Raw genomic sequence first — 13,215 nt, forward strand, 5'->3', positions numbered from 1 at the left:
ATTAGGAAAGCTTTATGTCACTTAGAAACAGTTATAAAAATGCTAGCCTACCTGAACAAGAACAATTAGCTCGTCATCTGACAGATACACAGGATAGTATCTTAACTCCAGTTACAGTCGACAGAGTGACTTTAGGTGATTTGTTGGCTGGGATCAAGCGTCGCTGGCTTGCTGCTACTTTATTTGGTGCAATCGTAGCTGCTGGGTATTTGAGTTACTATTATTTATTCATCAGAAATTATCAATATTCTATTTCATTGCAAGTAGAACCCATTCAACCTGTAGGCGGTCGCTCAGGAACATCACCAGCCCTACTTAGTAGCCTCGCTCAATCAATGGGTACTATACCAATTCCTTCTGGTAGCCTTTCAGGGGATACTTCTACCCTCATTAGAATTCTTAATAGTGATATTGTCCTAAAACCAATTTATGAAAGATTTTTAGAAAAGTCTAATTTGAATCCTGAAAATTTTAGCTATCAATCCTTTCGTAATAGTATTCAAATCACAGTACCATCTGATTCTCGTTTATTTGGTAATACTTCTGGTGCTAAAGTAGTTGATATAGAGTTTACTTCAAGAGATCAGAAAAGTATCCAACTAGCCCTTGAAATCATCTCATCAGAACTCAAGAATTTTAATGAATCAGAAAAACAACGGCAAATTTATGAAAATCTTCGCTATGTTAATCAGGAAATTCAGAAAACTTTTGCTCAGCTAGATGAGCTAGTGGTTCAGCTCAATCAATTTCGCAATGAGAATAGAGTTTTCCGCCCTGAGTCATTAGATTCGTCTGTAACTACAAGTGTAAGTGATATTGATGTACAACGCTCAGAGCTGAGTCGTCTAATGACAGCAATCAATAACAATACAGTCAGTATTGATGCAACCCGCCAAAAGCTTGCATCTTTAAGGTCTCAGCTAGGCGTTACTCCCTCAGAGGGTCTTGCACTGACAGATCTGAGTAGCTCACCAATTTATACTACCTTGCTGACTAGTCTTGGAGAAACTGAAAAGCAGCTATCTGAAGCTCTCAGTCATTTCCAGCCTGATTCACCAGTAGTACAAAGCTTGGAAGAACAGCGACGCTTGCTTGTAAATCAGCTCACCCAAGAAGTACAACAAACATACCAGCGCTATCAAGTACCTGACCCTAATCTTGGAATCCCTACTCAAAGCTTACTGACGACAAACCTGTTATCTGAATATATCAATGCAACGGTTGAACTTCAGTCTTTGGAAAGGGTCAATACAGAACTAAGAAATCAAATTGCTGCTGTAACTTCTGAAATTAATCGCATTAGTGGAGTTTCAGCTCCCTATCGTAAGATTGAGCAACGTATAGCAGCGGCACAGCAATCACTCCAGCTTCTACTTCAGACGCGGCAGTCGCTACAACTACAAATTGCGCAACAGGATTTTACATGGCGGGTACTATCTGATATTGACGATACAGAGCAATATAAAGTAACGATGCGGTTATCAATGGCGTTAGCGATCGCTTTGATTTTGGGAACTGTCTCTGGAGTCGTCTTAGCATTGATTTTAGATTTGATGGATTCTCGCTTCTTGGAGGTTGAACAAGTTCGGCAAAACACTCGACTTCCAATTGTTGGACAAATCCCCTTAGCAAGTGAGTTTGATCAGTGTTCGTTTACACGTTTAGAAACTCCCCTTACCCTCTGGGGACTTCAGCATCATCTTGCAGGGGCAACACCTGCGTTTAAGGAAAGCTTTTATTTTCTTCTGAGTCATTTAGAACAACTCGGTCTTCAGCGAACGCTAGCGGTAACATCTGCTCGAGCAGGGGAAGGGCGAACAACAATCGCAGCCTATTTAGCGCTTGCCGCTGCGACTATTGGCAAGCGAGTTCTCCTAGTAGATGCAAATCTGCGTCAGCCCGGGCTGCATCAAGTTTTTGGGATTGCAAACACGTCTGGTCTCGCTGAGCTATTGACAGGAACTCTTCCTCTACCTAACTGGTTTAGTCTTTTTGAAGCCCACTCTGAAAAACTTTGGGTGCTGACGGCAGGGCAACCACAGCAAGAGCCGATGAGTCTGTTGAGTTCGCCGCAATGGCATTCGTTTTTTGCCTCTACCCAAGCTGCCTTTGATTTGGTGATTATTGATACGGCACCGATGGCAGAGTGTGCAGAAACCAATCGCCTTGTGGCCAGTGTCGATCAAGCGCTCTTTGTGGTGCGTTTAGGCAAAACAAAACGGGATGCCTTTGCTAAGGCACTGAAGGAATATGATTTGGGGTTAAAGGATAAGGCGATTGGTATTGTCGTTAATGGGGTGGGTGCACCTAAGCAAGGTCAAGTAGAAGGCTTACCCATACCATCTGCTCCTGTGCCCCAGTCAGCAGCAGTGAGCTAGGGTACGTTACGCGATCGCCCACGAAAATGAAGACCAACGAAGGGCGTCGTCGGCAACAGGCCAGCAAAAATCCGCAGAATCATCAGCAGATGGGCAAAGAAGGTCAGCCCGACCCAAAAAAGGGGAAACCAATGGGCGCGCGGATCACTGCTGAGGGGTGGAAAGATGCGATAGCCCAGCCAAATTAAGGCGGGTGGTAGGGTGACCAGTAAAATCGCCAGCATAATGGCGGTATAGGTGAGGCTCACAGGTGGTGTATTTAGCGATCGCCAGTTGGTACCGGTCCATTGCCAGCGAAATGTCATGGCACTATCTTCGAGCCGCGCCGTTTGATGGCCAAAATCTAAGCTGAGAATATGGCGGCAAAAGTTACAGGCATAGGTATCCATCAGTACCATCGGCGCAATTTGCCCGTGGCGGCAGACGGGGCATAGATAGACCCCATTGGCTTCCAAGGGCTTAGCAGTGGACTCCGACATACCTAAGCTTGGGGGTGTAACGCCCGTTGTTCAAGACCCCGATAAAGGCGGTTGAGGGCATTCATATAGGCTTGGGCAGAAGCGACAATAATATCGGTGTTGGCGGCATGGCCGGAGTAAATGCGATCTTCGTGCTGTAGGCGAATCGTCACCTCACCAATCGCATCAATGCCGGCGGTCACCGATTGCACCGAGTATTCAATGAGGCGATTGGGAATCTGCACCACGCGGTTAATGGCGCGATACACCGCATCCACAGGTCCTGTGCCAATGGCTGCATCCGTCAGTTCTTCGCCGCTGGGGGTACGCACGGTTACCGTGGCTGTTGGCCGGGCATGATCACCACAGGAGACTTGGACAAATTCCAGTTGATAGCCCCGCAGATCAATCCCTTGGGTTTCATCCTTGGCGATCGCCTCAAGATCCCAGTCGGTAATTTCTTTTTTCTTGTCGGCGAGATCCTTGAAGCGCAAAAAGGCTTTATTCAGTTCCGTTTCACTGAGTTCAAAGCCCAATTCCCGCAGGCGGGTGGCAAAGGCATTGCGGCCAGAGAGTTTGCCCAAGACAATTTGGTTATCGGCAAGGCCAATGAGTTGGGCATCCATGATTTCATAGGTTTGCTTGTGCTTGAGGACGCCATCTTGGTGAATCCCCGATTGATGGGCAAAGGCATTAGCACCCACGATCGCCTTGTTGGGTTGGATCAGCATCCCCGTTAGGTTTGAGACCAAGCGGGAGGTTTTGTAAATTTCACGGGTGTTGATATTCGTCAGGGGGGCTTCCGATTCCGGTGGACGCCCTAGGAAGGGATTGAAGTACTGCCGCCGCACATAGAGAGCCATCACCAATTCCTCAAGGGCGGCATTCCCCGCACGCTCACCAATGCCATTAATCGTACACTCCAGTTGCCGTGCCCCATTTTTCACTGCTTCGAGGAAGTTGGCCACAGCCAAGCCCAAATCATTGTGACCATGAACGGAAATCACGGCGCGATCGATATTAGGCACATTTTCCTTAATCCCTTTGATCAGGGCACCAAATTCGGCGGGGGTGGTGTACCCCACGGTGTCGGGAATGTTAATCGTTGTTGCACCGGCGTCAATCACCCGCTCCAAAACTTGATAGAGAAACTCAGGATCCGAACGCCCAGCATCCTCAGGAGAAAACTCAACATCATCCACAAAGGTCTTGGCATAGGCCACCATTTCTGGGGCAATTTCCAGTACCTCAGCGCGGGTTTTCTTCAGCTTGTACTCGAGGTGAATATCCGAGGTGGCAATAAAGGTGTGAATGCGGGGATAGTAGGCGGGTTTGAGGGCTTTTGCGGCGGCTTCGATATCTTGGCGGGTGGCACGAGCCAAGCCACAGATCACAGGCCCTGTTTCGGTGCCCACGGTTTCAGCAATTCGCTGTACGGCTTCAAAGTCACCGGGACTTGCAAAGGGAAAACCCGCCTCAATAATATCCACCCCCAGTCGAGCCAGTTGACGGGCGATCGTGAGTTTTTCATCCACATTCAGCGAAGCACCCGGCGACTGTTCACCGTCCCGCAGTGTGGTATCAAAAATCAACACCCGATCAACGGTCTGGGGAGGATATTTAATGCGCATAGACAAGCCCCATTCAAGCTTGAGAAAGAGTAGCAATTATTTCTACTCTAACATTTTCGCTGGGAAGCAATGTCTAGGGAACTTGCCAAATGCGTTGGTGATAACTGGGCAAGTGATCCAAGTCCACGGTTGATCCATGGTGATGGTGGTGATGGTGATGACCCCCGTGATCATGGCTGTGGGAGTGGTGCTCATGCTCATGATGAGGGTGGTGATGATGGCTCTGGCCTACTACCAAACGGAATTTACAGGCTTCGCAGTTCATGGCCACCTGCCCCGTATGGGTTTCAATTTCCCGCTGCCGCGTGAGATAAAACAGTTGCGGATGCAAGCCAATTTCCGGCAGGTTCACGTATTCAACACTGGGATAGGCGGCTTGGGCTTCTGCGGTGAGGGTATAGATTTTCTTGACTAGTGCCCCTGTAAACATGAAGTGGGGCAGGACAATGACGCGGCGGGGCTGATGAAGATTCGCGCGCACAAACCCTTCGGGTAGGCGGGGATGGGTAATGCCAATAAAGCACACCTCAACGGTTTTGTAGCCACTGCCTTCCCAGAGCATGCGGGCTAGCTTAAAGACATCACCATTGGCATCGGGATCACTGGAGCCGCGTCCCACCACTAGGAGAACCGTTTCTTCGCGGCCAATGCCTTGGGGATTAAATTCTGGTGAGTCCAAGAGTTCAAGGCGCGATCGCCAGAGGGTTAAAATTTCGGGGGCAATGCCATAGTGGCGGCCATAGTGGTAGCGCAACTGCGGAAAAGCACGCCGCGCCCGATCCAACTCATTTGTAACGTCAAACTTATTGTGGCGAGCGGCAAAGAGCAAAATTGGCAGCACCGACAAATCGGTATGGCCTGCGGCAGCACACTGGCTGAGCACCTCAAAAATTGAGGGTTCCGTTAACTCCAGAAAACAGGGAAAAACAGGCCGACAGGGATCAAGTTGATAATAGGCTTGGGCAAAGTCCAAAAATGCTTGGCGACCTTCCGGATCGCGCGTCCCATGACCGACGAGTAAAAGCGGTCGAGATTGGGGGAGAGGGGGTAAATCGAGACTAAAACCGAGGGGATTGAGAATGGAATCGTTGAGCGTAACAACCACGTTGAAACTCCATGCCCGTGCGACGCAGGCAAATAGAGTGAACCACAGCAAGTAGGCATTCTGGCTGAGGGGGATTCCCCATCACAGTTGCGGCACAGCACCAGACTTGCACTGGATTTTCCCTACAGGCTGCTCTTCACAGTGAACGTTGCCAATTGTAACGAGATTCTCAGACCCCTGTCTATGCGGGGGGTGGGCACATTAGGGACTTATAGCGCCGCAGCATCGAGAACGCCAATGGTCTGGTTGTAGATGGCTTGGGCTTCTTCGGGGGTGTTGCCAATACTGACGAGTCCCAGCTTACCAAATTCCGAAAGTGCCCCCATGAGGTGAAAGACAGTGCCCGTTTCCGTGCTGGAGTCAAAGTGGAGATGGTAGCGGGCAATCATATCCAAGAGATCATTGGGCAGGAGGCCGCGATAGTGGGGTTGGCAGAGGTTATCGGAGGCAATGTAATACTTGGGACGGCGGTGCTTGCTGTAAAACAGTCCAGAGGCTAGCTCATAGTGGCCATCAGTGAGGAATTTTAAGGTCATGAAGGGGTGTGTGGTACCGCCCTTGCGCAGGTTAATTTCAATGGCGTAAAGCTCCCACCCTTCTGTGGTCTGGGTTGCAACAACGTCCACACCAAAACAGCCGATCACCCCCTGCTGTGCCAAGTACGTCCCTACCTTTTGCCCCAATTCTTGGAGTTGTTGGCGATAGTCGGCCTGGGCGGGAAATTCACAGCCAATGAAAATTTGACCCGTGGGGGCATTGAGTAACTGTTCATGGGTCGAGACAATTTCAACACTGCCTTTGGGGGTAATACAGCCTTGGACACTGGGCGATCGCTTGACTGTCCCTTCAACAAAGGCTTCGACAATCCCCCCCAGCTCCATAAACCGCTGCCGATAGGAGACCCAAGTTTCATTGGGAGCCTGAAAGACCATCTCCTCTAGGCTATTTTCAATCCGCTGTAGATGATCCGGGGTGTGTGGGCTGCCAAGGGGGCGCAGTGGGCGCAGATCGAGAAGAGCATTGCCTTCCCCAGAAAAGGCCTCATTGAGTTTCACCACCACCCGTTGCAGTTCAGGACATTTTTCTTGGAGGTGAGCGATCGCCCGCACCAATTCCGGCACACCCTGCAAAAAACCACTGCCCATCGGATGGGGGATGCCTGCGGCTGCAAAGAGTTCCCGACTGCCCGCCTTGGTTCCCCAGTAGAGGAGATCGGGATCCGTCGAGTAGAGGGGAATGCCTAAGCGTACCGCCAGTTCCCGCTCCAAAGGGGTGGAGTTAAAACACACCATGTAGGCTTGGTTGGGACGCAGGGCTTGACGAATGCGCTCCAAGAGGCGAGGCCGCTCTAAAATTTTGGCAGTCAGGGGTTTATCGGAGCGATCGTAGGTGGCCAGCAAGAGCAGGCGATCGCGGGCATGGGAACTGGGCACTCCTGGCAACAAATCCAAATAGTAATCCACAATACTGGGGTGCAGCGGCTGTGATGTCACGTAGATCATGCGAGTACGCGGATTCCGCAACTGGATCAGCGTATAAAGTTGCCGTTCCTCGTAGTGGGTGTAGCCCGTGATCTTGCCTAGCTCCGGTTGGGGAAAGCTCAGGGAAGGCACCACCACAATATCGCGCTCAATGCCGCCGGGGCCTTTGGGCAGTTCAGGAATAAAAGTTTCTGTCCCGTCCCAGCACTCCAAGAGGCGCGTTTGCAGTTGGCGGAACTCCTCAGCGATCGACATCCATTCATTCCCAACCTATTTTCCCCAGTTTGACGCTCATCCCGCTAACGCTATGCCTGATGGCAGGCTTACGCCAACGCGTATAGCAGGAGATTCCCCGTTCACAGAGTCTTGACTGGATGACCCGAAAGTCATCCCCGCCAGAACCTCTCCAGGGGCATTTTCAAGACGGTGCGCCCCACCGCCAATGAATCGATTCCGCAACACGAATGCAGCAGCAATATCCCTAGGCATTGAACACCCGCAGGGACACTCATGCCAACGGGTGACCAAGGCTTTGCGGACTGCTTCGCCACAGTTGGGACACTCTTGAGAGGTGCCCGCTGCTTTCTCCTTGATAACCGCCTTGCCACGCTTGCAGGCCACCCAAGGCAACACCGCGTTCAGGAATTGCCCATGACCCGCATCCAGCATGTGCTTGCCCAGAGTCCCACGACTGAGGCCAATCAGATTCAAATCCTCAACCACAATCACGTCAGCGGAATCGCAAAGCTGGTGGGCAACCTTGAAGTGAAAGTCCCTGCGGGTGCGGGCAATCTGTTCATGCAGCTTCGCCACCTTCCGTTGAATCTTCTTCCAGTTGGCTGACCCAACTTTTTTTCGCTTGAGTCTGCGTTGCAGCAATTGAAGCTTGCGTTGCATCTCTACGAAAAACCTAGGCCGCTCTAGTTGAAGCCCATCCGAGGTGGAGAGAAAGTATTCCAAGCCAACATCGACGCCAACCACGTGACCCCCTAATGAAGGCTCTGGGATGGCAATATCAGCCTGAAACGTCAGCAGCAGGTAATAACCAGAGGCGCGTTTGAGCACCCTCGCTTGCTTAGCGGTAAACCCCTCTGGGTAAGGCCGAGACTGACGAATAGCCACCCAGCCCAGACTCGGTAACTTGACTCGTCCGGGTGCCAATGGTTGCTTGCCGAGTTGGGGGAAAACGTATGACCGCATCTGACCCGGCTTTTTGAACCGTGGGAACCCGGCTCCCAACTTCTGCCGCCGCTCAAACGCTTGATCTAGTCGCTTCAAGACTTGCTGCAATGCTTGGGCGTTAACCGACACTAAATCAGGGTTGGTCTGCCTTGCTTGAGTCAATCGTTGGCACTGCACGTTGAAGTTGGGATAGGGGACATCCGCTGGGATAATGTACTCGCTACGCACAGAGCAGGCATTGACTGGACACTTGCGCGAAGCAATCCAGTCTTTGCGCTCCCTCAGCGCATCATTCCAAACTCGGCGACACACTTCTAGATCGTGGTCGATCTGCTTGGCCTGTTGCTTAGTTAGTTTGAGTTTGTACTCGTACGTCAGGGTGATCATGAGTGGATTATAGCTATTAGTCGCACTCGATTTTTGGGCTAGCTCAATCTATCCAGCAACAAGCTGAGATTGAGTGACTGCCGCCGCTTCGCACGGCCTACGGCCTACACCACCACCTAACCGCTTTGCAGTATAGGCGGAGCACTGCGGCGTTTTTTGGTAGATTGCTATAGGCTTGCCAAAGAAGTTGCCAAGGCTCTTGGTCACTGCGGCTCCAAAGAGAGGTGGGATAGATGTGGGCGGCAGCCATTGCCTCTGGGTCAAAACGTTGTGCTAGGGTCGTTTCAGTGACCGATTGCAGGGCTTGATGCCAAGCATTCACCTGATGGCGATCAAGGAAGCGGGGCGCACTGTCCACCCTGTCTTCAGTGGTCATTTCTGTTCCCCCTTTGAGGAGATAGCACCAAGGTTCGTCACCCCCATCGGCAGTGCCGGTGAATAACCAATGCAGACCGTGCCATGCAGTTTCTAGGATGCAACTGGGCAAGTCTCCTTCCTCTGCGGCTGCGATCAGCGCTTCAAGGTCTGCTGGCGGCTCATTGTCAGGAATGGCGATTAAAATTACAGCAATACTCATTCAGAAGTCCCCAGTAAACTTGAGCGAGGTAATCAGCAACTAACTTCCCAGAAGGAAAGCAACGAGGAACAAGCCATAGAGCAGCCCAAACTTCAGGGCATTGAGAACTTCGCCAAAGAGCGTCTGCCGCAGTTTCCAGCGATCGCTATAGAACAGTGCACTAATCACTTCAGCAATGATCGCCACGATGCTCGAGGCCACAATATCTAAGTAGCCCAGTTGACCCGCACTCGAGGAAATGGCTAAGCCCAAGAACACCCCAAAGAGAAAGGCAATACTCAGTGTTGCTAGCCGTCGCCACGGATTTTTTAACTGCTCCTGAATCCCGGCGCCTAAACGATCAAGCAGAGTATTAAGACGGGTTTGCTGCATATACTCAGGACGGGAAAAGGTTGCTAGAGTGGGCAGAGAGTGAATGCTTGCCAGTATATGTTAAGTCGTGTTGCCGATGCGGTCTATTGGTTAAATCGCTACATTGAGCGGGCAGAGAATATTGCTCGTTTTGTTGATGTCAACTTGAACATGCTACTGGATCTGCCCACCAGTCTTTCAAGTCAATGGGATCCCCTAGTGCTCACAACGGGGGATTTGCCCTTTTTTCAGGAGCACTACGGCACGGCCACGGCTGAAAATGTGATTCAGTTCCTCACCTTTGACACCACCTATCCCAACTCGATCATCTCCTGTCTGCGGGCGGCACGGGAGAATGCCACATCCATTCGCGAGGTGATTTCCTCAGAAATGTGGCAGCAGGTGAATGCCTTCTACACAATGGTGCGCGAGGCAGCTAAAGACCCGGATCAATTGGAGATTGCCAGCTTTTTGGAGCAAGTGAAACAGGCTAGTCACCTCTTTGCTGGCGTCATGGATAGTACGATGAGCCACAATGAAGCGTGGCACTTTGGTCAAATGGGGCGGCTACTGGAGCGAGCTGATAAGACCTCGCGGATTCTCGATGTGAAATACTATCTGCTGTTGCCCTCAGTGGAAGATGTGGGCACGCCCATTGATGAATTGGGCTGGATTGCACTCCTCAAGTCCGCCAGTGCCTATGAAATGTATCGTAAACGGGGTTCGCATCGCATTACACCCGCAGGGGTCGCAGAGTTTTTGATTCTCGATGCCGAGTTTCCGCGCGCCATTCGCTTTTGTCTGTTGCAGGTGGAAAAATCCCTCTACAAAATTACGGGGACGCCCTTGGGGAGTTGGCACCAGCCGGTGGAACGCCAACTGGGACGCCTGCGATCGCAACTGGACTATTTGACGATTGATGAAATTATTGGCCAAGGCATGCACGAGTTCCTCGATCACTTGCAGCAGCAAATGAATGAGGTGGATACGCAAATTTTTCAAACGTTCTTTACGCTAGAGCCTGTGAAAGCCCGCTAGCGTGACAATTCAGTTGGAGCTAAGTTAGCTCTATTAGCCAAGGGCGATTGCTCCCCTGATCGTTTACGATCCCCTACAGAATTAGAGGATTGCCTAGGGTTGACGGTGGGCTTGATGCTGCTTGAGGTATTGGCGCCCATTTTGAATCACCGCTAGCATTTCCTTGAATTGGCGCTCCATTTCCGCAAGGGTGCGATCGGCATAGGCATCGGCTTCCTGTTGCCGTTCCTGACATTCATGGCGGGTCACTTGGCGCAGATGGGCTAGTTCTTTTTCTGTGTTTTGCCGTAGCAGATTGATCTCCTCGATCGCGCGCTGGCGCATAAACTCCACCTCTTGCTGCACCTGCTGGCGAATTTTCTGGGCTTCGAGTTCTGCCTGCTGACGAATCCGCAGTTCATCGGCAATTTGGGCAGCGCGTTGCTCTGCGGCACGGATAATTTCTTGGGCGCGGTGTTGGGCTTGTTTAATGATCTCATCCCGCTGATTGAGAATCCGCTGTGCCGTCTTCAATGATTCGGGGATTGCCTGTTCAATGCGGGTAAGCTGGTTTAGAATCTGCTCTTCATCAATGAGTTTGCGGCCGGTCAGCGGGATCTTCGTCCCTTCGAGAATCAGGAGTTCTTCCAGCGTTTCCAATTGTTGCAGGAGTTGCAGCGGTACGGAAGGGACATCAAGGGCTTCGTTTACTCCAGTGGTCGTTGAGATGGGATCGGCGTTTGAGTAAAGCATGCTTCTAAATCCTTTGCAACAGTGGCTGGTACTAGATGACGAACATTACCGCCAAATCGGGCAATTTCTTTTACTAAGCTACTACTTAAGAAACTATACTCATTGGACGTGGTGAGGAACACGGTCTCAATCTCTGGCCAGAGGCTTTTATTGGTGTGGGACATCTGAAGCTCGTATTCAAAGTCCGACAGCACCCGCAGCCCCCGCAGAAGAACCGTTGCCTGTTGCGATCGCGCGTACTCAACCGTCAGGCCATCAAAGGTATCTACCCGCACATTTTTTAAGTGAACGGTAGCCGCCTGTACTTGTTTAATCCGTTGGCTGACGCTAAAGAGGGCTTTTTTCTGGGGGTTGTGGGCGATCGCCACAATCACTTCACTAAAGAGACGAGCACCCCGTTCAATAATATCCAAGTGCCCTAGGGTAATGGGATCAAAACTTCCGGGATAAACAGCAAGCATAGGCAGCTCAATGATGAGGTCAGAGGTTAAACAGCATCAAGGGTAAGACAATCATCGCTGATTTCTCGGAACAGCGCATGGCATCGCTGGATCGGCAGACTAGCCGCGATCGCTCCAAAAATTTTCTGACTGTATCTTTGCTGATCAACCCTACAACCAAGGGGTATGAATGATCCCCGTCCGTGTACAGAAATGGGATCGCTGCGATCAATAAAAATCAGTGTAAAGAGTTGTAATCAGAAGATAAAAAAATCAAATCATTATTACAGCCTTATTGACAGCAGTTGTAGCCTTGGCTACCAAATATAGGCTCAATATGAACTATTGTGAACGGTTTCTTAAATTTTGCAGTGTCACGTAGCGGCTATGTTACAGGACGGTGACGCAAAAACTATTTGTATCAATCAATACTTGACGATCTCAGATCTCAGCATTTATAACAGAAACATGTTTCATCCAACGCAGTTAGAGTTCTCTTTTAACTTAAATACCGTAAATTTACTTGTAAACCTGAAGTGATGGGTGTTTCCCTGATGATGATGATTAGTTTTTTGAATAACTATTTGGTTATATTAATTCGCTTCCCTAGTTCCTGCGTTTGTTAAACAAGTATTAAGTATTCATCATTGACTTCACTTCTTGCACATCTGAAAGTACGTGCATGTCACGTGCCTCTCCGCCTTTTGCTACTATCTCCCGTCCTGAATGTGAGGGTTCCCGCTATGAATATTTCTCCAGTCACTCGCTACTATGTGCGGCGCTTACTGGCAGAGCATCCCGCAATTCAGTCCTATGTTGCCCGTGACACACACCCACTAGGCATTGAGGAAGAATACCTAGAGCGTTACATCAATTTAGATCATTTAACCTATCCACAACTGAATCAATTAGAATTTCTCATTGAGTTACATCAGAAAATAAAAGTTAACGAGCCACATCAAACCCACCAGCTTCAACAGATTGAGCAGAAAATTTTTGACCTCATTGGTATTGAACTTCCTGTCTCCCACAATGCTTTAGCAGATTTGATGTCGTTCTTTAGTCAGGTTGCGGAAACCCAAGAGCAGATCCCTGTGCCTACCGTAAACCATGAATCGACAAACCTTGCGGATTACTACGAATACTGTCGGCGAATTACGGAAGTGACCGTACGCTACCTTGGCAAGATGATTGTCACGAACTACTGGTTATTAACGCGACCCCGTGAAAGCTGGCTAGCAAAAATTCAAGTGGAGCAGTTCCACAATCGGAATTTCACGCCCCACGATCAACTTTTAACCAATTATGAAGTCGAAACCTTGCAGCGGTGGATCCATGATTTCATTCGGCATTGCTGTCGTGTCCTGCCCACTCTACCGCGCCTTCTTTTGGCGGCAGGGGTTCCTTCCCACCTGCTCTACGATCTTGTTCGTTAACGGCTAGGTTATTCCCGAA

The 13,215-nt window shown here is 50.2% G+C and carries 12 protein-coding genes and 1 riboswitch; of the genes, 3 read left to right on the forward strand and 9 right to left on the reverse strand.

The features are described from left to right. The first annotated feature begins 14 nt into the window (after positions 1-14). The gene (locus KV190_RS06785) at positions 15-2,378 is read left to right on the forward strand and encodes a GumC family protein (RefSeq protein WP_460195177.1); all 2,364 of its coding nucleotides are present in this window, start codon (positions 15-17) and stop codon (positions 2,376-2,378) included. On the opposite strand, the gene KV190_RS06790 is transcribed toward KV190_RS06785, so the two are convergent. From KV190_RS06790 to KV190_RS06820, 7 genes are all read right to left on the reverse strand, one after another. After that, entirely contained in the window at positions 2,375-2,857 is a 483-nt protein-coding gene (locus KV190_RS06790; RefSeq protein WP_460195179.1) for a hypothetical protein, read from the reverse strand. The two genes, KV190_RS06785 and KV190_RS06790, sit on opposite strands and share 4 nt — an antisense overlap. Before the next feature lie 2 nt (positions 2,858-2,859). Further along, positions 2,860-4,467: a 2-isopropylmalate synthase gene (locus KV190_RS06795; protein ID WP_460195180.1), complete on the reverse strand. Its 1,608-nt coding sequence runs from the start codon at positions 4,465-4,467 to the stop codon at positions 2,860-2,862. A gap of 73 nt (positions 4,468-4,540) precedes the next feature. Beyond that, the gene (locus KV190_RS06800) at positions 4,541-5,572 is read right to left on the reverse strand and encodes a sirohydrochlorin chelatase (RefSeq protein ID WP_460195181.1); all 1,032 of its coding nucleotides are present in this window, start codon (positions 5,570-5,572) and stop codon (positions 4,541-4,543) included. Positions 5,573-5,617: 45 nt separating this feature from the next. Then, positions 5,618-5,707, reverse strand: a riboswitch (adenosylcobalamin-variant (AdoCbl-variant) riboswitch). A gap of 74 nt (positions 5,708-5,781) precedes the next feature. After that, positions 5,782-7,308 (reverse strand): peptide ligase PGM1-related protein, encoded by a 1,527-nt coding sequence (locus tag KV190_RS06805; RefSeq protein WP_460195182.1) that lies wholly within the window; start codon positions 7,306-7,308, stop codon positions 5,782-5,784. Between the two features lie 36 nt (positions 7,309-7,344). Beyond that, positions 7,345-8,622, reverse strand: coding sequence for an RNA-guided endonuclease InsQ/TnpB family protein (locus KV190_RS06810; protein WP_460195183.1), 1,278 nt, complete (start codon positions 8,620-8,622; stop codon positions 7,345-7,347). A gap of 97 nt (positions 8,623-8,719) precedes the next feature. Continuing rightward, on the reverse strand, positions 8,720-9,199 hold the full coding sequence (locus KV190_RS06815; RefSeq protein ID WP_460195185.1) for a DUF1877 family protein: 480 nt from the start codon (positions 9,197-9,199) through the stop codon (positions 8,720-8,722). Between the two features lie 39 nt (positions 9,200-9,238). Continuing rightward, the gene (locus tag KV190_RS06820; RefSeq protein ID WP_460195186.1) at positions 9,239-9,571 is read right to left on the reverse strand and encodes a DUF565 domain-containing protein; all 333 of its coding nucleotides are present in this window, start codon (positions 9,569-9,571) and stop codon (positions 9,239-9,241) included. Between the two features lie 57 nt (positions 9,572-9,628). Here KV190_RS06820 and KV190_RS06825 point away from each other — a divergent pair, with 57 nt between their 5' ends. Next, the gene (locus KV190_RS06825; RefSeq protein WP_460195187.1) at positions 9,629-10,588 is read left to right on the forward strand and encodes an alpha-E domain-containing protein; all 960 of its coding nucleotides are present in this window, start codon (positions 9,629-9,631) and stop codon (positions 10,586-10,588) included. A 93-nt stretch (positions 10,589-10,681) separates the two neighbouring features. Here the strand turns inward: KV190_RS06825 and KV190_RS06830 are convergent, their stop codons facing one another. Both KV190_RS06830 and coaD read right to left on the reverse strand, forming a co-directional pair. Further along, positions 10,682-11,320 carry an ATP synthase F0 subunit B gene (locus KV190_RS06830; protein ID WP_460195188.1) on the reverse strand — a complete coding sequence of 213 codons (639 nt, stop codon included), beginning with the start codon at positions 11,318-11,320 and terminating at the stop codon, positions 10,682-10,684. Then, on the reverse strand, positions 11,275-11,781 hold the full coding sequence (gene coaD, locus KV190_RS06835) for a pantetheine-phosphate adenylyltransferase (protein WP_460192533.1): 507 nt from the start codon (positions 11,779-11,781) through the stop codon (positions 11,275-11,277). Before coaD ends, KV190_RS06830 begins: the two co-directional genes overlap by 46 nt. 722 nt (positions 11,782-12,503) lie before the next feature. Here coaD and KV190_RS06840 point away from each other — a divergent pair. Next, positions 12,504-13,196: a hypothetical protein gene (locus KV190_RS06840; RefSeq protein ID WP_460192534.1), complete on the forward strand. Its 693-nt coding sequence runs from the start codon at positions 12,504-12,506 to the stop codon at positions 13,194-13,196. The last annotated feature ends 19 nt before the right edge of the window (positions 13,197-13,215 follow it).

This window comes from Thermosynechococcus sp. FA-CM-4201 (genome assembly GCF_054689355.1).